Source organism: Vreelandella sp. 162(4c) (assembly GCF_058152265.1).
In genome coordinates this window covers 3491508-3511873 of sequence record NZ_CM176981.1, presented here as the reverse complement: position 1 = coordinate 3511873, position 20366 = coordinate 3491508, and the positions used below count along the sequence as shown (strand labels likewise).

At 56.3% G+C, this 20366-nt stretch carries 22 protein-coding genes; 14 read left to right on the top strand and 8 right to left on the bottom strand.

Going from position 1 to position 20366, the window contains the following annotated elements; genetic code table 11:
• Positions 1 to 31 precede the first annotated feature (31 nt).
• Together AC4EYZ_RS16125 and AC4EYZ_RS16120 are read left to right on the top strand one after the other, a co-directional pair.
• Positions 32 to 433: an MbcA/ParS/Xre antitoxin family protein gene (locus AC4EYZ_RS16125; protein ID WP_141440620.1), complete on the top strand. Its 402-nt coding sequence runs from the start codon at positions 32 to 34 to the stop codon at positions 431 to 433.
• A complete protein-coding gene (locus AC4EYZ_RS16120; RefSeq protein WP_041159320.1) occupies positions 430 to 1110 on the top strand; it encodes an RES family NAD+ phosphorylase in 681 nt (226 codons plus the stop codon). The genes AC4EYZ_RS16125 and AC4EYZ_RS16120 overlap by 4 nt, the downstream gene beginning before the upstream one ends.
• Before the next feature lie 16 nt (positions 1111 to 1126).
• Here AC4EYZ_RS16120 and mtnA read toward each other — a convergent pair whose 3' ends face one another.
• Entirely contained in the window at positions 1127 to 2152 is a 1026-nt protein-coding gene (gene mtnA, locus AC4EYZ_RS16115) for an S-methyl-5-thioribose-1-phosphate isomerase (protein ID WP_490203884.1), read from the bottom strand.
• Between the two features lie 105 nt (positions 2153 to 2257).
• On the opposite strand from mtnA, the gene mtnB reads away from it, so the two are divergent.
• Genes mtnB through AC4EYZ_RS16100 form a run of 3 tightly spaced genes read left to right on the top strand, consistent with a single transcriptional unit; the run spans position 2258 to position 4092 of the window.
• A complete protein-coding gene (mtnB, locus tag AC4EYZ_RS16110; RefSeq protein ID WP_027956991.1) occupies positions 2258 to 2845 on the top strand; it encodes a methylthioribulose 1-phosphate dehydratase in 588 nt (195 codons plus the stop codon).
• Complete coding sequence (mtnC, locus tag AC4EYZ_RS16105; RefSeq protein WP_027956992.1) at positions 2846 to 3532, top strand: acireductone synthase; 687 nt, start codon at positions 2846 to 2848, stop codon at positions 3530 to 3532.
• An 11-nt stretch (positions 3533 to 3543) separates the two neighbouring features.
• Positions 3544 to 4092, top strand: coding sequence for a 1,2-dihydroxy-3-keto-5-methylthiopentene dioxygenase (locus AC4EYZ_RS16100; RefSeq protein ID WP_027956993.1), 549 nt, complete (start codon positions 3544 to 3546; stop codon positions 4090 to 4092).
• Positions 4093 to 4296: 204 nt separating this feature from the next.
• On the opposite strand, the gene mtnK is transcribed toward AC4EYZ_RS16100, so the two are convergent.
• Both mtnK and AC4EYZ_RS16090 read right to left on the bottom strand, forming a co-directional pair.
• Entirely contained in the window at positions 4297 to 5559 is a 1263-nt protein-coding gene (gene mtnK / locus AC4EYZ_RS16095) for an S-methyl-5-thioribose kinase (protein ID WP_490203883.1), read from the bottom strand.
• Between the two features lie 55 nt (positions 5560 to 5614).
• A complete protein-coding gene (locus AC4EYZ_RS16090; RefSeq protein ID WP_490203882.1) occupies positions 5615 to 6859 on the bottom strand; it encodes a GGDEF domain-containing protein in 1245 nt (414 codons plus the stop codon).
• A gap of 191 nt (positions 6860 to 7050) precedes the next feature.
• On the opposite strand from AC4EYZ_RS16090, the gene AC4EYZ_RS16085 reads away from it, so the two are divergent.
• The gene (locus AC4EYZ_RS16085; RefSeq protein WP_309599324.1) at positions 7051 to 7338 is read left to right on the top strand and encodes a YrhK family protein; all 288 of its coding nucleotides are present in this window, start codon (positions 7051 to 7053) and stop codon (positions 7336 to 7338) included.
• A gap of 12 nt (positions 7339 to 7350) precedes the next feature.
• On the opposite strand, the gene AC4EYZ_RS16080 is transcribed toward AC4EYZ_RS16085, so the two are convergent.
• Entirely contained in the window at positions 7351 to 7617 is a 267-nt protein-coding gene (locus AC4EYZ_RS16080; protein ID WP_022521873.1) for a DksA/TraR family C4-type zinc finger protein, read from the bottom strand.
• A 64-nt stretch (positions 7618 to 7681) separates the two neighbouring features.
• Positions 7682 to 8434, bottom strand: coding sequence for a DeoR/GlpR family DNA-binding transcription regulator (locus AC4EYZ_RS16075; RefSeq protein WP_035538847.1), 753 nt, complete (start codon positions 8432 to 8434; stop codon positions 7682 to 7684).
• A 134-nt stretch (positions 8435 to 8568) separates the two neighbouring features.
• Between AC4EYZ_RS16075 and AC4EYZ_RS16070 the strand changes: the two genes are divergently transcribed.
• From AC4EYZ_RS16070 to AC4EYZ_RS16050, 5 genes are read left to right on the top strand one after another with little or no spacing between them, the layout of a single operon-like run.
• Positions 8569 to 9573: an ABC transporter substrate-binding protein gene (locus AC4EYZ_RS16070; RefSeq protein WP_443604487.1), complete on the top strand. Its 1005-nt coding sequence runs from the start codon at positions 8569 to 8571 to the stop codon at positions 9571 to 9573.
• A 2-nt stretch (positions 9574 to 9575) separates the two neighbouring features.
• Entirely contained in the window at positions 9576 to 11306 is a 1731-nt protein-coding gene (locus AC4EYZ_RS16065) for an ABC transporter permease (protein WP_443604489.1), read from the top strand.
• A complete protein-coding gene (locus AC4EYZ_RS16060; RefSeq protein WP_443604491.1) occupies positions 11294 to 12385 on the top strand; it encodes an ABC transporter ATP-binding protein in 1092 nt (363 codons plus the stop codon). Before AC4EYZ_RS16065 ends, AC4EYZ_RS16060 begins: the two co-directional genes overlap by 13 nt.
• Complete coding sequence (locus AC4EYZ_RS16055) at positions 12382 to 13464, top strand: MBL fold metallo-hydrolase (RefSeq protein WP_443604493.1); 1083 nt, start codon at positions 12382 to 12384, stop codon at positions 13462 to 13464. Before AC4EYZ_RS16060 ends, AC4EYZ_RS16055 begins: the two co-directional genes overlap by 4 nt.
• A complete protein-coding gene (locus AC4EYZ_RS16050) occupies positions 13461 to 13907 on the top strand; it encodes a phosphatase domain-containing protein (RefSeq protein ID WP_443604495.1) in 447 nt (148 codons plus the stop codon). The genes AC4EYZ_RS16055 and AC4EYZ_RS16050 overlap by 4 nt, the downstream gene beginning before the upstream one ends.
• On the opposite strand, the gene AC4EYZ_RS16045 is transcribed toward AC4EYZ_RS16050, so the two are convergent.
• Together AC4EYZ_RS16045 and AC4EYZ_RS16040 are read right to left on the bottom strand one after the other, a co-directional pair.
• Positions 13904 to 15067 (bottom strand): MFS transporter, encoded by a 1164-nt coding sequence (locus tag AC4EYZ_RS16045; protein ID WP_443604497.1) that lies wholly within the window; start codon positions 15065 to 15067, stop codon positions 13904 to 13906. The genes AC4EYZ_RS16050 and AC4EYZ_RS16045 overlap by 4 nt on opposite strands.
• Entirely contained in the window at positions 15058 to 16065 is a 1008-nt protein-coding gene (locus AC4EYZ_RS16040) for a GlxA family transcriptional regulator (protein ID WP_443604499.1), read from the bottom strand. The genes AC4EYZ_RS16045 and AC4EYZ_RS16040 overlap by 10 nt, the downstream gene beginning before the upstream one ends.
• A gap of 307 nt (positions 16066 to 16372) precedes the next feature.
• Here AC4EYZ_RS16040 and AC4EYZ_RS16035 point away from each other — a divergent pair, with 307 nt between their 5' ends.
• Positions 16373 to 17812 carry an amidase gene (locus AC4EYZ_RS16035; RefSeq protein ID WP_141440612.1) on the top strand — a complete coding sequence of 480 codons (1440 nt, stop codon included), beginning with the start codon at positions 16373 to 16375 and terminating at the stop codon, positions 17810 to 17812.
• A gap of 95 nt (positions 17813 to 17907) precedes the next feature.
• On the opposite strand, the gene AC4EYZ_RS16030 is transcribed toward AC4EYZ_RS16035, so the two are convergent.
• On the bottom strand, positions 17908 to 18591 hold the full coding sequence (locus AC4EYZ_RS16030; protein WP_490203881.1) for a GntR family transcriptional regulator: 684 nt from the start codon (positions 18589 to 18591) through the stop codon (positions 17908 to 17910).
• Between the two features lie 156 nt (positions 18592 to 18747).
• Between AC4EYZ_RS16030 and dctP the strand changes: the two genes are divergently transcribed.
• Together dctP and AC4EYZ_RS16020 are read left to right on the top strand one after the other, a co-directional pair.
• Positions 18748 to 19743, top strand: coding sequence for a TRAP transporter substrate-binding protein DctP (dctP, locus tag AC4EYZ_RS16025; protein ID WP_009285859.1), 996 nt, complete (start codon positions 18748 to 18750; stop codon positions 19741 to 19743).
• A 100-nt stretch (positions 19744 to 19843) separates the two neighbouring features.
• Positions 19844 to 20365, top strand: coding sequence for a TRAP transporter small permease subunit (locus AC4EYZ_RS16020; RefSeq protein ID WP_027957005.1), 522 nt, complete (start codon positions 19844 to 19846; stop codon positions 20363 to 20365).
• Position 20366 lies beyond the last annotated feature (1 nt).

The window sequence follows — 20366 nt, the reverse complement described above, 5'->3', positions numbered from 1 at the left end:
GTATTCTATACATAAGTGAGGAGGAAGATAGATGGCTATTCAACACAAAACCGCCGACAAGCGCCGCGAAATGGGGGTCGCTGCGATGCGCACCTACCCCAACATTTCACACGCATGGGGTTTGAAAGAGAGTGAAGCTGCTCTTCTGCTCGGGGTGCCTGATTCCACCTATCGGCGTTGGAAGCAGGCACCAGAGAATGCCCGCCTGGATGCCAATCATCTGGAGCGAATGTCGTTGATCCTCGGCATCTACAAAGCGCTGCATATACTGTTGCCCAACAAAGAAGCGGCTAACAGTTGGTTGCAGCGAGCCAACCGTAACCCTCTTTTTGCCGGTCACACACCAATGGAGCGCCTGTTAAACGGACAAGTCTCCGACCTCTACGTTGTTCGCCAGCATTTGGATGCCGCGCGTGGTGGGGGGCATACGTGACATTCCCGTTGAGCAACGTTACGTGGCGGCCCAGTTACCGCGTTATTCCCTCGCGTTTCCCTCCCATTGATTTATTCGAAGGCGTCAACAGCAACGCTGATGACTGGGACTTACTCAATGAGCTGGAGGGTGAAACCTCCGCAAGGCTACGTGAGGAAACGGGAGCTATTCACTTGGTTCGTGATGACGACCGTCGCTACGGCCCCGGCTGGACGCCCGTCATGGCGGCCTTCTGCCACTTCCCCGCGACCGGTTCGCGTTTTAGCGATGGCACCTTTGGCGCCTACTACTGCGCACTCACCGAAGCCACCGCCATTGCCGAAACCGTTTACCACGCAGAGCGCTTTATGGGGGAGTCAAACGAACCGCCCATGATGCTTCAGCAGCGTGTTTATCTGTCAGATTTAACGGGCCAACTAATTGATTTACGCCGACAGGATGCGGCCCAAACGCTTCTCAGACCGGATAGCTGGGCAGCTGGGCAAACCTTGGGGAGAAAAGCCTGGGAGGAACACACGGACGGCATCGTTTACCCTAGCGTTCGAGACCCTGAAGGCGAGTGTGCCGCTGTGCTACGGCCGCCCGTGCTCTCCGCCACAAGGCAAGGACGGCATCTTGGCTATGACTGGGATGGTCAGCATATCCGCCATGTCTATGAGCTAACGCTATTGGGCTAGCGATTAACTTTCGCTCCTAATTTTCGCCGCGCCCCAGGCAGTGTTCGCCGCGTGCTATCGCGGCGGCATCAAATACGCCGGTATCCAACACCCAAGCCGTCACGAGTTTGGCGGGAGTGACGTCAAAGGCGGGGTTCCACACCGGTGCATTATCGGGTGCCCAGGTAACCTCACCAAAGGCACCAGTGACGCCGCGGATCTCGGCGGGGTCGCGCTGTTCAATAGGAATGTCCGCACCAGTGGCACAAGCGGGATCAACCGTGGTGTAGGGAGCCACCACATAGAACAGCACCTGGTGGTAGTGAGCGATCACCGCCAGCATGTAAGTACCCACTTTATTGGCGAAGTCGCCGTTGGCGCAGACACGGTCGGCGCCCACCATCACTTTGTCGACTTTCCCTGCTGCCATTAGACTGGCGGCCATGCTGTCGGTAATTAGCTGGTAGGGAATACCCAGGTCGGCCATTTCCCAGGCGGTTAAGCGGCCGCCTTGCAGCAGCGGGCGGGTTTCATCCACAAACACATGCAGCTCTACACCGCGCTGTTTGGCCACTGCCAACGCGCCAATGGCCGTCCCCACCCCGGCGGTCGCCAGCGCGCCAGTATTGCAGTGGGTCAGCACACGGTCACCCGTTTTCAGCAAGTCAGCACCCCGCTCAGCCATGCGTTGGCATAGCGCGCGGTCTTCTGAAAACAGCTCAGCGGCACGTTCGGCCAGGGCGTTGGCGCCTTGCTCAAAGCAGGCTTCCATGGCATCCAGGCAGTACATTAAGTTGACTGCAGTGGGGCGTGTGGCGCGTAAGCGATCACTTACCAACTGCCAATCACTTTGTGGATGGCGAGCGGCGTATTGGGCCAGCACAAAGGCGGCGCTCAAACCAATCAGCGGCGCCCCGCGAATCGCCAGGGTTTTCACCGCATGCTGCCACTCTTCTGGCGAGTCACAACGCACCCACTGCTCCACCTGGGGCAGTTGGGTTTGATCCAAATACTCAAGGTGGTCGGCATAGACCCGTAAACTGCGTGACTGTAAGTGGGGCATTGATGGACTCCTTGAGCACTTAACTAGCGTAACAACGGCGCGGCTTATCAGGCGCGAAGCTTATCATATAGAATGGCTGCCACTAGAAGAGGCGACGCAGATCCTATGATGACGCTACAAACTGAACTGCTGGCCGCCATTTCATGGGCGGCGCAGCAAGGCTGGACGCCAGCCACCGGAGGTAATTTTTCCACCCGTACCGAGGCGGGCTATCTTGTCACCGCTTCTGGCCGCGATAAAACCCGCATTCAGGCCGATGACCTCTTGCTCTGCAACCTGGATGGCAAGGTGCTATCCGGCGATGGGAAACCTAGCGCAGAAAGCGATCTACATGCCGCGCTCTATCGCTTAGACGCATCGATTAACTGCGTGCTGCACACTCACACCGTGGCCAGCACGGTGCTGTCGCGGCGATTTCCTAAGGGCATAGAGCTCAGCGGCTTTGAAATGCAAAAAGCCTTAGCGGGCAACGTGACCCACGAGGCTACCATCCGCTTGCCGGTAGTGCCCAACTCCCAGGATATGGAAGAACTGGCCGAGCACGTACGCAGCGGCTGGCCGATGCCCTGGGGCTTTTTGGTCGCGGGGCATGGCATATATGCCGTGGGCGATAGCATTGCCAGTTGCCGCCGCCACCTGGAAGCGATTGAGTTTTTACTTGCCTGTGTTCTTGAAGAGAGTCGGTGGTCTTAAATGAGTAATTCAACTGTTCACGCCATTGTGACCGATATTGAAGGCACCACCACGGACATTAACTTCGTCCATAAGGTGCTTTTTCCCTACGCCCACGCCAAGCTGCCCGACTTTCTACTTGCGAATGCAGATACACCTGCAGTTGCCGAGCAAATTGATGCCGTACGCAGCGAAATGGGCTCCCCTAACGCCCCCCTTGAGGCAGTGATCGACCAATTGCTGCACTGGATCGAGACTGACCAAAAAGTTACTCCGCTGAAAGCACTGCAAGGTATGGTGTGGGCCGATGGCTACCAGCGCGGCGACTTTAAAGGCCATCTCTATAGCGATGTAGCCCCTGCCCTGCGCCAGTGGAAAGACTCGGGCAAGGCGCTGTACGTCTACTCGTCCGGCTCGGTGCAGGCGCAGAAGCTGCTGTTTGGCTATAGCGATGCGGGCGACCTAACCCCGCTCTTTAGCGGCTACTTTGATACCCATATTGGTCATAAACGTGAGGCTGCCGCTTACCATCGCATTGTCACCGAGCTTGACCTGCCGCCAGCAGCGGTGCTGTTCTTGTCGGACGTGGTCGAAGAACTGGACGCCGCCAAACAGGCAGGCATGCAAACCCTGCAGTTGGTGCGCGAAGGCACACAGGCGGGCAACACCCATGCTTGCGTTACTCGCTTTGATGAAATTGCGCTTTAGGAGAACCGACGATGTCGCAACTGAAAGTTTTTGCTGATCAGAACCCTAACGATGCCCTGATCGACACCACCGACGGCGAGCAGATTACCGCTGAGCTAAACAAGGTGGGCGTGCTGTTTGAGCGGTGGGCAGCGCCGGGCGAAATTTCCGACGACGCCACCCAGGAAGATATTTTGGCGCTTTATCAAGACGACATCGACCGCGTCAAAGCCATAGGCGGCTATCAAACCGTCGATGTGTTGCATATGGTACCCACGCACCCAGACAAAGACGCCATGCGGCAGAAGTTCCTAAACGAGCACCGCCATCATGAAGATGAAGTGCGTTTCTTCGTCAAAGGACAAGGGCTATTTTGTCTGCACATCGATGACAAGGTGTATCAGGTGCTGTGCACCCGCAATGACCTGATCAGCGTACCCACCAACACGCCCCATTGGTTCGATATGGGCCCTGCGCCAGAATTCACTGCGCTGCGCTTCTTCGATAATGTGGAAGGCTGGGTACCCCACTGGACCGAAAGCGATATCGCCGGGAAGTTCGATCGCCTGGATCAGCTTTGATTAGTGAATAGTAAATCGTAAGTAGTGAATCGTGGGAAGCAGCTGTAGCGCGGCGTAAGCGCCAGCGCACCCGCGAAGCAACGCGCGAGCGTTGCCGAAGATGCCCCCCAGGCCGGATGAAGCCCGGTGGCATCATCCAGGCGGCGGGTGCCTCATACGCTCGTCCCTCGCGAGATTCGTTATGCCGCGGTACGGGACAAGCGCTTATAAAACCTCTTGCTGGTTATACGTCCTGGCTAAATCCGCCAGCGCGGTAAGGTCACTATAGGCTTCCGGCTCCATAATCAGCGTTTGGCCCATCAGCACATTGCGCGCTTCAAGCTTGGCGCGCAGCGCGGTGTCTTCAATCTCTTCGAAATCGGCGTTGTGGGCCAGTGATAAAACACGGCGATGCATTTCGATGCCGCAGTAGGCCAGCGCATCCAGGCGTATCTCTTCAAGCAGTGCATCACAGGCATCATCTGCGCTGTTGCCCTGCTCTTCAAATAGCGACTTGGGAAATAGAATGCCAGTCCGCTCGGTTTGCCACAGGTGGCGGAACTCGGCATCAAAGTGGCTAAAGCACGCCTCGATCACATCAAGGATCCAAGCCTGATACTCATCAAGCTCACCTTCGTGACGGTGAGCGGGCTGGCTGAAGTAGGCCATCAGGAAGTTGGCCACCGCCATACCCAGGTCAAAAGCCATCGGCCCGTACTGGGAAAACTCGGGGTCAATGACCCGCACGTCGGTATCAGTGGCCATAATCGAGCCGGAGTGCAAATCACCGTGCAGCATGGTTTCGGTGTTCGCGGTGAACTTCATCAACAGCCGCTGTACTCTGGCCTTTAAACGCGCGTTGCGGCGCAATTCGTCCACCACCGGTGAAAGCTCCGGGGTGTGGTGATTCATTTCAGCGCCGTAATAAGGATCGGTAAATACCAGTGATTCGGTGATGGCAGGAATCGCTACATTGCCGGAAAACAGCCCCACGTCCGCCTTTTTCTCTGGGCTACTCAGCGAAAGCTCTGAGCCACGAAACGCCGTGCGGGCGCAAAATTTGCCGATGGTTTCGCCAAGTCGAGCGACTCGCTCACCGTTGATCAACTTACGGCGCAAGATAGTGTGGGGATGCAGATACTCCATCACAAACAGCGCCTGGGGCTTGTCGAAGTAGTAGACTTCAGGGGCAATGCCCGGTGCACGCTTGGCCTGACGCACCAAGGCGTAATACTCAAAGTGGGCGCGATAGACCGGCAGCGGCCAACTCTCGCCAACCATACGTACATAGGGAAGCGCCTGCTTAACCACTACACTGCCTACGTTACCGGAGACGATAAACACTAGGTTGAGGTTGCCGTCACCCACCTCGCGAATGTCCCAGCTCGCGGGTTCTCCGCCCACGCGTCTAACTACCACCTCAACATCACCAAGCCGCTGGGATAGAGTGTCAACGCTTAGCGCGCGGTAATGTTGATCAATCTCCACAGTTCTCTCCTCACAAACGTTTACGTATTTGGCTAGGGCCCGTTAATCTCCGCGATTAGGCTGATGCGCTTAAGCCATCAATAGCATTATCGCCAGATGATGAATCAATCGCACTAGCCACCCATACACGGTTGCGGCCTTGCCGCTTGGCTTCATAAAGCGCTTCATCTGCCTGGGATAATAGTTCGGCTGGGGCAAGGCTAACTTTCGGGTAGAGTACTGCAACGCCAACGCTAACGGTAACAACGCTTTGCGCCGAGACACCGTGATTAGGAATTTCCAAGGCCTCCACGTTGCACCGAATGCGCTCGGCCGCCGGTTTTGCCGCCTCAGGCGATGCATTGGCTATTAGCACTACAAACTCTTCACCGCCAAAACGCACCACTAAATCGGCATCACGGCTATTGGCCTGCATGGCAGTAGCGACTTGGCGCAAGCACTCGTCACCCTGAGGATGCCCATAGTAGTCGTTGTAAGCTTTGAAATGATCGATATCGATCACCATCAGCCCTAAACAAAGGCCTTTATCGGTAGCCTCCTGCCAGCGCACAGGAAAAACCGTATCGAACTGGCGCCGGTTGGCAAGATTGGTTAAAGGATCAGTCACCGACATGCGCGACAGTTCCTGGTTATCTTTTAAGTAATAGCCAGCGCGGAGCTTTTCTTTCAATACATGCAAGTAGGAGGTTCGCTCGCTCTGCTCGAAACGATAGTTGGCCACTAACGTAAACAGCGTCTGAGCAATAATAGTAAATATTGCTAGCCGCTTCGCCTCTGGCGGCATGGGGTCATAAGATAGAACAAAAAGCAGTATTATAAATATACAAATGGCAGATGAGACGCAGGCATAGTTAAACCGCAGTGAGTAAACAATATTACCCACCAGCAAAATAAGGCCGAAAGAGAAAACATCCAGGTAAGAGTAAGGAACGGTGGATTCCACCAAGATCAAACATGAAATCACCGTAGCAACGATCACCGTACTCGCCATTAACGTTTCACGTTGGGCTGGAGACACACCACGGTAAACCCACCACAGAATTGGCATACCAAAAGGCAGCATTACCCCCACCCTTAACGCTAGCGCGGTGGCGAAAGTATCCGGTCGAAAGCTGTGGTCGTTGATCAAAAACAAGCAGTAGATGATCGCCGATATCAACCCTGCCATGACCATGCTACGGCCACGTTGGCGCTGAGTATCTTCTTCAAACCTTGCTTCCACTTCATCAGCAAAACGTAACCGCCAAGGCCCTCTACGCAACTCATCTTCCACCGCTGTCAGCAGCGTGTCATTGATCATTACTCGCCCTCAATGCCGCACCCGGTTACTTGTGGCTTTCATGTATCATCAATGAACATCAGAAGCCTAATACTACCTTTGAGTACGACGATAGTGTGCCACAATAGCGTTTAGTTAAAATGAATATTGGTACACATGTTAAACGAAACTCATCCCAATTTTCATTAATTGAACATTCAACCAGGAGACTAATGATGCAGCGCCAACAGGATCCGGTGACTAACGACTGGACTTTCATCATTGGGCATCGCGAACTCGTTGTGCACCAACGCTATGAGGTGCTTAGCATGATCAACGACTTTATGCTGGGCATTTGGTTTACGATCGGCAGTGTCTGCTTTTTTTACCAGGGTGCGGTTCAAACTGTCGGCGTGTGGCTGTTTGTGATAGGTAGCATCCAACTGCTGATTCGCCCAGCGATTCGCCTTCACCGCTATGTCTATTTTAAGCAGTTGCCGGACACCGACCAGGACGCTTAGACACAAGCCCGTTCAACGCAGTTGGCTATCTTTACTACCACGACGGTTGTAGCCACTATAGGCCGACTGCTTTTTGTCCAATTCACCCTGACACACCACACACAGTCTAACGCCCGGAATCGCTTTACGGCGCGGTTCAGGAATGGGATTGCCACACTCTTCGCAAACCTCAAGACTTTCGCCGCGGGGCAACTGGCTACGCGCACGCTGCACCGCATCCTCTAGCGTGCTTTCCATCTGCTCTTGTTCGGCGCCATCTTTTGCCCATCCACCTGCCATAATCGCACTCCTCGCTTCGGCACTAGCAATCTATCAGCATAGCAGTAACGAGAAGCGTGCACCGTCAGCCCAAAAACCGAACGCCTTGGGCAGCCAAGGGGCTGCGTAGTTTGTCTGGCAGCGGTACATCGGTCACTACGGCATCATAATCACCAAGTTGACCCGCGGCGCAGCGTAGTGGCAGGTCGAACTTGGTTTTATCCAGCACTAACACGCGATAACCGGCATGGGCCAACAGCGCCTCACGGGCCATCACTTCGTCGTCGTTGTAGTCATAAAGCTGGCCATGGCTATCCATTCCCCCCACCGACACAATCCCCACATCGGCACGGTAGCGTTGAAAAAAGCGCCAGGCATCGCCGCCAATCACATCCTGGTCGCGACGACGCACTCGCCCACCGGCTACTACTAACTCACACTTCAACTGGCACAGCTTAATCAGCGCATGCAGGTTATTGGTCATGATATGCAGGCCTTGCTTATCACTCAGCGCATCGGCCAACTGCTCAACCGTGGTGCCCGTGCCTAAGAACAGTGCTTGATGATCCTGTACCAAGCTCGCTGCCCGCGCCGCGATCTGCCGTTTACCCGCCACGTTAACGATCTGACGCTGGTCGTAGCCGATATTTTCCTGCTCGGGAAACGGCAGCACCTCCCCTTGGCGGCGCAGCACCAGGCCTTTATCGGCTAGGTGGCGAATATCCCCACGCAGGGTTTGCACAGAAACCCCAAACTCGCCTGCCAGGCTGTCTACCGACTGGCGCCCTTGTGAGTGGATTCGCTGTAACAGCTGTTGTCGACGTTCGAACTGGCGCATAACCCCTCTCGGCACAACGAAAGCAAAAAGTGCAGCAAACGAAAGCCACAAAATGTTGAACGAAAGCATAGTGTCACTTTGTTGTAAGCAGATGACAGTAGCTTAGGTGGGGTTCACTCACTGGAGGTTTACCCATGTTGAAGCGCCCCCTGTTATCTATTCCGACATCTGCCCTTACTACTGCCATCGCGGTAGCCAGCTTTTCCCTTTCGGCTCAGGTAGCGGCGAACGAAACGCTAACGCTCTACACCAGCCAGCCCAATAGCGATGCACAGCAAACCGTTGACGCCTTTGAAGCAGCCTATCCCGATATTGAAGTGGAGTGGGTACGCGACGGTACCACGCGCTTGATGACTCGGCTGCGCTCGGAGCTTTCGGCCGGGGTGAGCAACCCTGACGTGCTGCTGATTGCCGACAGCATGACCATGGAATCACTTAAGCAAGAGGGCCATTTACAGCCTCACCTAAGCGATGAGCGCCAGGCCTATGACGCCGACCTGTATGACCCAGAAGGCTACTACTACGGCACCAAGCTGATCACCACCGGGATTGTCTATAACACCGGCGCCGAGCATCAGCCGCAGAGCTGGCAAGACCTGCTGGGGCCTGACTACGAAGGGTTGGTCACCATGCCTAGTCCGCTTTACTCCGGCGCGGCACTGATCCATATGGCGGCGATCACTGCCAACCCTGACCTTGGCATGGCGTATTACGAAGCGCTTCATGAAAACCGCACCGAAGCCCAGGGCGGCAATGGCGGCGTATTTAACGCCGTGGCCGCGGGCACCAAGCCCTACGGCATCGTGGTGGATTTCCTGCCAATTCGTGAAGCAGCCAAAGGCTCGCCGGTCGAATTCGTGTTCCCGGAAGAGGGCGTAAGCGCGGTGACCGAGCCGGTCGCCATTATGCAAGGCGCAGAGAATGTCGATGCCGCGCAAAAGTTTGTTGATTTTGTGCTTTCCCAGCAGGGTCAGGAGCTGGTCAGCCAGCAAGGCTATCTGCCTGCTCACAACGACGTTACCCCACCGGAAGGCTTCCCCGAGCGCGATAGTATTACCCTGATGCCGGTTGATACCGAGCAGGCATTGGCGCAGGAAGAAGAGCTTAAACAGCGTTTTAGTGACCTCTTCGGCGGGTAATCATGACGTCCGCTCTCAACTATGACAATAAGTACGGCAGCGACAACAAGTACGGCAGCCAGCACCGCTGGCTGCTTTCAAGCCTGCTGATCGCCATTGTACTGCTGAGCCTGGCACCCAGCCTGCGTCTGCTGATGGAGGCGTTGAGCGATCTTGCTCAGGGCCGCCAGTCACCGCTGTGGCAGGTGCTCAGCAGTGCCAGCACTTGGCGAGCACTCTGGCATAGCCTGTATACATCGGGGCTCGGCATGCTGATCGCCCTGATCCTGGGTAGCCTGTTCTCCTTTGCCATCACGCTCACCAATGTGCGCGGAAAATCGTGGCTGGTGTTCTGCTTTATGCTGCCAATGATGATTCCGCCCCAGGTTACCGCCTTGAGCTGGCTGCAGCTCTTTGGTCCGGCCAGCCCGCTACTGAAAAGCATAGGCTTGGCGCCCCCACTGGGCAGCCCGCAGCCGCTCTACTCAGCTGAAGGGATCGCTTTACTGCTAGGCATTCAGAGCGCTCCGCTGGTATTTCTGGCCCTGCGCACCAGCCTGCTTTCGCTGCCCCGGGAGCTTATTGAAGCCGCTCGCATTAGCGGCGCCAAACAAACCCAAGTGTGGGGTCATATTATTCTACCCGTGACCCGTAGCGGCTTGATCGCCGGGGGCGCGATGGCGTTTATCTCAAGTCTCGGCAACTTCGGCATCCCCGCCATGCTGGGTATTCCCGCAGGCTATTACGTGCTTCCCACGCTGATCTACCAGCGTATGGCCAACTTTGGCACCGGGGTGTTGGCAGAAATGGCTGCGCTCTCCTTGCTGATTGGTTTACTGGCACTGGCCGGGGTGGCGTTGCAGCAGCAATTGATGAATCGCAGCCGCTTCGGGCTGGGCGGCCATAGTGGGCGCTCCCATGATTTCACCCTGGGAAGCTGGCGCTCGCTGGTGACCGCCACGCTCGTCGGGATCTTACTGATTATTCTGGTCGCGCCGCTGCTTGCCCTGATCATCAGCTCGCTGGTACCCGCCATGGGCGTGCCATTAAACGCCGAGACCGCCACCCTGAACGCTTACGCCGAAGTGGTGGGTCGCCAAGGCGCCACATGGCGAGCGGTGAACAACAGTCTGTGGCTGGCGGGCAGCGCGGCTGTGGTGCTGATGCTGCTCAGTCTGCCATTGGCTTACCGGCTACAGCGCCTGCCGGAGCGTTGGCGGGGTATGGTACTCAGTGCCATTGAGATTCCCTATGCGCTTCCCGGCGTGGTATTGGCCATTGCCTGCATCCTGCTATTTGTTCGCCCGCTGCCGATTATCAATGTGGCGCTCTACGGCACCTTGGGGCTGATTTTTATCGCTTACCTGGCGCGCTTTCTGGTGGTCTGCGTCAAGCCCGTCGCCGCCAGCTTGGCGCAGCTGGATCCTTCCCTTGAAGAGGCGGCACAGCTCGCGGGTGCAGGCCCCTGGCGGCGCCTGGGCAGCATTATTTTACCCCTGGTCGCGCCCGCGCTGTTCGCAGGCGGCCTGCTGGTGTTTCTGCTGGCGGTCAACGAACTGACCGTGTCAGCCCTGCTATGGAGCGCCGGTAACGAAACCCTCGGCGTGCTGATTTTCAACCTCGACGAAGGCGGCGAAAGCGTGCTGGCCTCTGCGGTGTCAGTGCTGGTGGTAATCATGGTCGCCTCGCTGATGCTGACACTCAGTTTACTGGCGCCGCGTTTACCTAAAGGAGTCATTCCATGGCAGAGCTGAACACATCAGCGGTAAGCACAGCAGGGCTAACGATCGACCGTGTCACCAAGCGCTTTGGCGAGCAGACGGCCGTTGATGCGCTGTCGCTGACGATCAATCCAGGCGAGTTTGTCGCCCTGCTCGGCCCCAGCGGCTGTGGCAAAACCACCATGCTACGCATGCTGGCAGGCTTTGAAACGATCAACGACGGTACGATTCAATTAGCCAATCGCACCCTGGCCAGCGCCGATACCCATGTGCCGCCTGAACAGCGCAATATGGCCATGGTGTTCCAATCCTATGCGCTATGGCCGCATATGAGCGTGGCGGACAACGTCGGCTACCCGGTCAAGCTGCGCGGCCTGCGCGGGGCGGCGTATCACCAAAAGGTGCAGCAGGCCCTGGCCCTGGTGGAGCTTGATGCCTACGCCGACCGCATGCCCCAGGCCCTCAGTGGAGGCCAGCGCCAACGCGTCGCTCTCGCGCGCTGCCTGGTCAGCGACCCTTCGGTGGTACTGCTGGATGAGCCATTGGCCAACCTTGATCGGCACCTGCGCGCCACCATGGAGCACAGCTTCCGCGATTTTCACCAGCGCACTGGCGCCACGCTGGTCTATGTCACCCACGACCAAACCGAAGCCATGGCGCTGGCGGACAAAATCGCCGTGATGAAAGCGGGCAAGCTGGTTCAGTGGGGCGCCCCTGAAACCCTTTACAGGCAGCCGAGAACCGCCTGGGTAGCGGGCTTTATCGGCCAGGGCAGCCAATTAAAGGTCGCCGCAGGTCACCCAGGGAAGCTCCTTGAGGGCGCTGCCCTGATGCGCGGGCTGAACGCCATCGAGTCCGAACGAACCCAAAGCGTGCTGGTGCGCCCGGAACATATTCAGATCAGCGCAGCAACCGCTTCCTCCGCAACTCCCACTCATAACCAGCTTGCCGCACAGGTGGAAAACGTGATTTTCCGCGGCGAGCGCTATGAGCTCACACTGCGCCTGCCCAGTGGGGAAACACTGCTGGCCTACCACCACACCGCGCCTGACCTGGGTAGCCAGGTTGCCGTCGACCTTCAGCAGGGCTGGTGCCTGGAGCCCGACCAATGAGTGTCACTATCGAGATTCTCAGTGGTTTAGGCGCCAAAGGGCCTGCCGCGATAGTGGTAGAAGCCCAGGGAAAACGCCTACTGCTGGATGCAGGCGGTGCACTCCACCCGGATGACACCATTACTTGGGCGAACAACCTGGATGTGGATGCCGTACTGATCAGCCATGACCATATCGACCATATCGGCGGCGTGGCCGAGCTAGCGGAGAACGTGCCGCTTTATTGCACCCCGTTAGTCGCTAAATCGTTGCCCAAAAACCGGCTATGGCGCCCCTTGCCCGAACGCGGCACGCTAGAGATGGAAGGCATCACCGTTACCACCGGCCAAGCGGGGCACTCGCTAGGCGGTGTGTGGCTACATTTAGCGGTAGGGGGCGGTGTTTACTATAGCGGCGACGCCTGTTTTGAGTCGCGACTGTTTCCTTTTGATACCCCGCCGAAAGCGGATATTGCACTACTGGATGCCTCCTACGGCAGCTACGACCAGCCCCAAGCGTACTGTGTTCAGGCTATTAGTGAGCGCCTTGATCAGCCGCTGGCGTTTCCGGTACCGGAAACCGGCCGCGCCCTGGAGATGGCACTCTGGCTGGCGGAAGAGGCTGACCGGCGGCAGTTAACGCTCGCCATCGACCCGGTGATTCGCGACAACCTGGCCGCGCTCTTGGCACTGCCTGCCACACTGCGTCGGCCTGGGCTCGACCCCTCGATTCGCTCGCTGTTAGCGCGGCAAAACGCTTGCCCGCCAACCCTTCAGTTGATGTGCGATCGCAGTGATACGCCGGAACAGTGGCCCGACCACCACCTACTTCACACAGGTTATCTGACCCCTGACCGCCGCGCCGAGCTAGCGGCAGGCCAAATCAGCTGGCAGCGCTGGAATGTTCACCTACGTGCGTCGCACCTGGTGGCGCTCGCCGATCAGTTGGGCGCTACTCAAGTGGTGCCGCTATTTACCCAGCTTGCCAATAACGAATTGAATGCCTGGCATGGACTACTAGGCGAGCGCCTCTGCACCGCCCAGCGTTTATCTGCTCATTCACGTTTAGTCACCCTTTCCAGTTTAGGGAGTTTTGTATGACCGCAGTCATTGTCGATGTCGACGGCACCTTAGCCGAGTTTCACCCCCACCAGGTCAGCGACTGGGTGCTGGGCAGTCAAAAACAGTGGGAGCCCTTCTTTGCCCATATGGCCGAAGCGCCGGTGATCGAAGCGGTGGCCAAGCTGGTTAAAATCCTGAAGGCCCAAGGCCAGCAGATCGTTATCTGCAGCGGCCGCCCGGATAGCCATCGTGCGCATACCCAGCGCTGGCTAGAGCGCCACACCATCCCCTTTGATGCCATGTATCTACGCCCTGAGGGCGATGACCATGTGGATGATGAAGCGGTAAAAGAGGCGTTACTGGAGCGCATGCGCAGCGACGGCTTTGCGCCTTGGCTGGTGCTGGATGATCGTGATGCCGTGGTCGCCCAGTGGCGCGCGCTCGGGCTTACTTGCCTGCAGTGCGCGCCGGGGGATTTTTAAGCGTTTGCCAGCTTGGTTCGGTGCTGCCAAACCAGCACCGCCAAGGGCACCAGCGAGATAGGGATCAACACTAGGTTAAGTGTCGCCCAGCCCAATCCACTGACCAAGGGCCCAGCGAGCAACGCAGTGATAGCGGCGGTGCCAAAGACTAAAAACTCGTTGGCGGCCTGGGTGCGCGCTTTATCCACCGGGCGGTAGCTCTCAGTGAGCAGCCCGGTGGCGGGCAAAAAGGTAAAATTCCAGCCCAAGCCCAGCAAAATCAGCGCCACGTTGAAACCGGCTAAACTGATACCCAACTGAGCGACCAAAGCACTTGCCACCAGCAGCAGACAGCCTGCCACAATGACTTGCTTGGCGCCGAAGCGGGTGGCCAAATGGCCAGTAAAGAATGAGGGTAAAAACATCGCTACCACGTGCCACTGAATGGTCATTGAAACATGGTTAAAGTGGTGTCCAGCCCCCGCCATGGCGAGCGGCGTGGCGGTCATGGCCAGATTCATCACGCCGTATCCGACCATCGCCGCGCTCACCGCCACAATAAATCCAGGCTGGCGGAGTATCTTACCCAGCGGCAGTGCATTGCCTTCGCCGTGGGTGCGGGAAGCAGGCGGTAGTTGCGTCAGCATCAGCACCACTAACGCCAGTGCGTAGAGCGCTGCCAAGCCTACAAAGCTGCCCAGAAACGGCACCTCACCCAGCTCACGGCTCACCCTGGCCAGCCATGGCCCGGCAAACGCGGCTAACACACCGCCACCCATCACCAAACCAATCGCCCGGTCACGCATCGGCGCGGGGGCGGCTTCCACCGCGGCAAAGCGATAGAGCTGGCCAAAGCCAATGCCGATTCCGATTAGCCAGGTCGACAGCAAGAATAGCCCAAAACGCTCGCCAATCAGCGCCTGCACGGCAACCAGTGCGCCCACCAATCCCAAAAGATTGCCCAGTATAAAGCCGCGCTTTCGGCCCAGCCTGGCCATAATTAACGAGGCGGGAATGGTGGCACACATCAGCCCCAGCCACTGGGTGGCGACCGGCGCGGTCGACCAGGACGCACTTGGCGCCAAAGACGCCCCAATCAGCGGCGAAACGGCAATCAGTAAGACATTACCGGTAACCAGTAGCGCCTGGCAGAGCGACAATAGGGTGACGGTTAAAGGCATGAAACGCTCTCCTGAATAGAATCATCTGTATGGGAAGACGCAAAGCGCTGGCGATATACCGAGGGTGATACGCCGTAGTAACGCTGAAACTGGCGGCGCAGTTGTTCTGCGCCGCCCAGCCGCCAGCGTTGCGCCAGGCGCTCGAGGGATACGTTTTCGCGCCCGTTAAGCAGCGCCAAGCGCGCTTGTTCAAGACGTAGTTGGGTCAGGTAAGCGCCGGGGGTGGTATTTAAGTAGCGCCTAAATAACCGGGTTAAATGGCGCGGGGAGACCGCCATCAGGTCGGCCATGCTCTCAAGCCCGTGATCTACGCTGGGGTCGGCGTGGAGCTGATCCAGCAAGCGGCGCAGCGGCCCCGCCTCTTGTTGGTGTCGCAGTATCTCGCTGAACTGCGACTGCCCACCAGGGCGCTGCAAAAACACCACTAGCTCACGGGCCACTCGACCAGCTAGATCAGCACCGTGATCTGCTTCTACCAGCGAAAGCGCCAAATCAATCCCTGCCGTTACGCCTGCGCTGGTATAGCGAGCGTTGCTTTCGACATACAACGCATCGGGCTCGACGCTAAGCGCGGGGTACTCCTCGGCTAATTGCTGGGCATGGCGCCAGTGGGTGGTAACGCGGCAGCCATCCAATAGCCCTGCAGCGGCTAACAAAAATGCTCCAGAGCAGATGGACCCAAGTCGTCGTACCTCTGGGGCGATCTCACAAAGCGCCTGTTTCACGGCGGCTATTTCACTCTGCTGGATGACACCACTGCCACCCGCTACCAACAGCGTATCCAGGGGCAGTAAAGGGGTAAGTTGATGGTAGGTGTGCGTAGCGTGCACGGCTAGGCCGCCGTTGGTGACAACCGGGCCAACGGCATCGGCGACCAGGGTCAACTGATACAACGGCTGGGGGCTTAGCGCATTGGCGCTGGCAAACACCTGCCAGGGGCCGCTGACATCCAGTAGTTGGCAGTCGGGGTAGGCAAATAGAGCAACATGGCGAGTCACAGTCTCTCTCCGCTAACGGGGAATCGAAGCATTAGAGAGAGTGTCAGCGCTGCACCCTATGTCGGCAAGGACCATTACCCCACCGATATGGACATTTCGCTAGATACGCTATCCGAAGAGTATTCATCAGCCTGGTTTATCTAACGGGGCCACCATGACAGCTTACAGCTTGCCAGCCCCTTAAATATCCATTATAGCTTATGAAGTATATAACTTAGCAAAAAATGGATATTTCTCACCGATGAATATACTTTCACCTTCCCCGCTTTCACTACCCGAACCTCTTCCTTGGCCCAAGGCCTATAGCATGCCTCCTACCGTTGGGATGAATGCGATAGAACTATCGAATGCGATTCACTCACGTGATATTAGTTGCAAAGAGGTAATCGCGGATTATCTCGCCCATATTTCACTACTCAATCCTATTGTTAACGCGATTGTCTCATTGCGCGACACTGATGATTTGCTTGCTGAAGCCACGCAATTAGATAGGGAACTTGCTAAAGGGCAATCTCGTGGTTGGTTACACGGGATTCCTCAAGCCATCAAGGATTTATCTTCTACAGCAGGTATAAGGACGACGCTTGGCTCTCCCCTTATGGCCAACCAAATACCTGACACTGATACGATTATGGTGTCACGGATTAAGCGCGATGGCGCCATTATCATAGGAAAAACCAATACCCCTGAATTCGGCTTGGGCTCCCAAACCTTCAACACTGTTTTCGGTGCGACGCGCAATGCCTATCACCCACATCTAACAGCCGGTGGCTCAAGCGGCGGAGCCGCGGTAGCCCTGGCACTTCGCATGCTACCGGTCGCCGACGGTAGCGATATGATGGGCTCTTTACGTAACCCGGCTGCTTATCAAAATTTATACGGTCTTAGACCTACATTTGGGCGCATTCCTTCAGTATCAGCACCCGATCTTTTTGGGCATCAGTTGAGCACCGAAGGCCCTATGGCCAGAAATATCGAAGACCTTCGAGGTCTACTGGTCACGCAATCTGGTCACGACCCACGTGTTCCACTCTCTATAACCGACTCCTTAACCAACCTTTCTGGCTCTTTGAACGCTTGCCAGCATGGTAAACGCATTGCATGGCTTGGCGATTGGCAGGGAGAATTGCCCCTCGAACCCGGCGTACTTGAGCTATGCGAAAACGCAGTTAAACAGTTTGAACAGATTGGCTGCACCATTGAGCAACCTGATATGCCGATGTCGATGGAATCACTTTGGGAAAGCTGGCTGACACTGCGGCAATGGGCTATTTCCGGTAACTTGGTAGACACTTATCAAGCCCCTGAAAAGCGGCGTTTATTGAAACCAGAAGCGCAGTGGGAAATAGAACAAGGGCTTGCCTTGTCTGCACTGGATGTCCATAAAGCCAATGTGACGCGCAGCCAGTGGTATACAGAGCTAAATAAACTGTTCTTGCATTACGACTATGTCATGCTGCCCAGCGCGCAGTGCTTCCCCTTTCCTGTGACAACCCAGTGGCCAAGCGAAATTGCAGGCAAACCAATGGATACCTATCACCGGTGGATGCAAATTGTCATACCTGGCTCTCTCTCAGGCTGCCCTGTATTAAACGTACCTGCGGGCTTTAATGATAACGACCTACCGATGGGCATTCAGGTAATCGCACCCCATCGAGCCGAGCTAGCGCTATTGCAACTTGGTCAAGCCTACCAATCAATCTTGCCCAGTTGGAAATATCGTTTGCCGCCCTGTTTTTCTGAATAGCTTTTCTCAAAAAACCTTTGTGAAAAACTATGTTCTGTGAAGACAACCGCGACCCAACCGATACAGGCATACCAATCAATAAGCTATAAGATAAATCAGCCTGTTCTCTCTAACGGTGCCTCCATCCTGCGTACACTGGAAACGAAATCGCTAAAGCGCTCGCCTTGAATCAATACATGGTCGCTCAGTGCTTGCTGGGCCGCCACGGGGTCGCCCTGTTCAATGGCTTCCACAATGGTTTGGTGCTCGCTGAGGGAGTTATTTACCCGCTGGCGCACCTGAAGCTGCAGGCGCCGATAAGGCTTTAAACGTTGTTTAAGTTGGCGCGCTTCGCTGGCCAAAAAAGTGTTGTGGCTAGCGGTGTAGATACAGTTGTGAAAGCCTTCATTTTCGTAGTAATACTCGTCGCTATCACCGGCCAACGCCGCCGCTTCGCAGCGCTGGTGGGCTTCTTTTAATGCCGCCAGCTCTGGTTCGGTAATTCGCCGTGCAGCCAAGCGTCCACACATGCCCTCAAGCTCCGCCATCACTTCGAACATCTCGATGAGTTGATCAATGCCCACTTTCGCAACGAAGGTGCCCTTCTTAGGCGAAACGGTCACCAAGCCACTGGCAACCAGTTGCTGAAAGGCTTCACGCACTGGGGTACGCGAGACCTCAAACTCACGACCCAAGGCTTCTGGATCCAGGCGCTCTCCCGGTAAACGGCGGCCATTGATGATGTCATCCTCAAGAGAATCTCTTAATCGCTGAGCATTGGATCGCTTGGTGCCGGTCATCTTTTACCTCCTTGGATCGCGGCTCGTCTTAGCCGTTTTAATGCTGTCATACAGTTGACATTAGCATACATAGCGCCTATTGATATATATATCAGCTCGACTGATAGATACATACAGCCCATCCAAATACACAACAACAACTGTTGGAGACGCCTCATGCAACGCTATTTGATCTCAACTGCTGCCGCCCTCGGCCTCGCCATTGCCGCTTCCCACGCCTCTGCCGATACCGTGCTACGCGCGTCGCATCAATTCCCCGGGGGGCAGGGAGATGTTCGCGACGAAATGGTGCAAATGATGGCCCGCAAAGTAGCCGATGCGGATGTAGGGCTGACCATAGAAGTTTATCCGGGCCAATCGCTGTTCAAAGCGCGTGAACAGTGGGGCGCTATCGCTCGTGGTCGCCTCGATATCACCTCTCTACCGCTGGACTACGCTAGTGGTCGGCATCCAGAGTTTTCGGCTACGCTGATGCCGGGCTTAGTGCGTAATCAGGCCCATGCTCAACGCCTGAATGACTCTGAATATATGGACATGATTAAAGAAGTCATTCGCGAAGGTGGCGCTCGAGTACTTGCAGATGCCTGGTTATCCGGTGGCTTTGCATCTAGCGAACAGTGCGTTACCTCCCCGGATACCGTCGAGGGCCAAAATTTCCGTGCTGCCGGACCTGCATTTGAACAAATGCTTGAGGCCGCTGGCGCCTCCATTGCCTCCATGCCCTCTTCCGAGGTGTATACCGCCATGCAAACAGGTGTGCTGGATGCCGCCAATACCTCGTCGATGTCGTTTATCTCTTTCCGGCTTTATGAACAGGTTGAATGCTTGACCGAGCCGGGCGACTTCGCGCTCTGGTACATGTACGAACCCATTCTTATTTCTGAGCAGGTATGGCAAGAGCTTAACGAGGAACAGCAAGCAGCGCTGATAGAAGCCGGTGAAGCCGCCGAAGCCTTCTTTGCTGAAGAGGCCGCCGCCATTGATCAGGAAATGGTCGATCTTTACGAGGAGAACGGCGTTGAGGTGGTCAGCATGAGCGAAGACGACTACAACGCCTGGCTCGATATCGCCAAGGAAACCTCCTACAAAAACTTTGCCGACAATGTTCCCAATGGCCAGGCCATTATCGATGCAGCGCTGGCCGTCGAGTAAGCAACCCATAAACGCCTAACGGCTCGGCTGCCCTTCGGGGTGGCCGTTTTCAACTGATGCTTGCTTAGCTTGGCGAAATAACCAGCTTGACGAGGGAAATATGGCACCTGCAACGACTCACAATGCCCTGGCGCGCGGGGGCATCATCGGCGGCTACATTCGCGTCATGGACAAGCTTTCGCGGCTTTCCGCCTATTTAGCCTGCGCCATGTTTATCGCTGGCGTATTAGTGATTTGCCAGATGGTATTTATTCGCTACTTGCTTGGAATGAGCACCAGTTGGCAGACCGAATTCACCATCTTCTCAGTAACGGCTGCGATGTTGATGGGGAGCCCTTATGTGCTGATGACCGGAGGGCACGTGGCTATCACTATTGTTCCCGATGCGCTGGGCGGTATTACCCGCACCATCATGCGTTTGATCGCTTCCCTGTTTGGATTAGGTTTTTGTGCCGCCCTGGCGTATGCCAGCTGGGTTTATGTTTTTGAGGCACTTCACGGTGAGTGGACGACGGGTTCCGTCTGGAATCCACCGCTGTGGCCCGCCCTGCTGCCCATGGCCGTCGGCGCCACCCTGCTGTCGCTGCAATATGTAGCTGAAATTCTGCGTGGGGAGAGCTAAG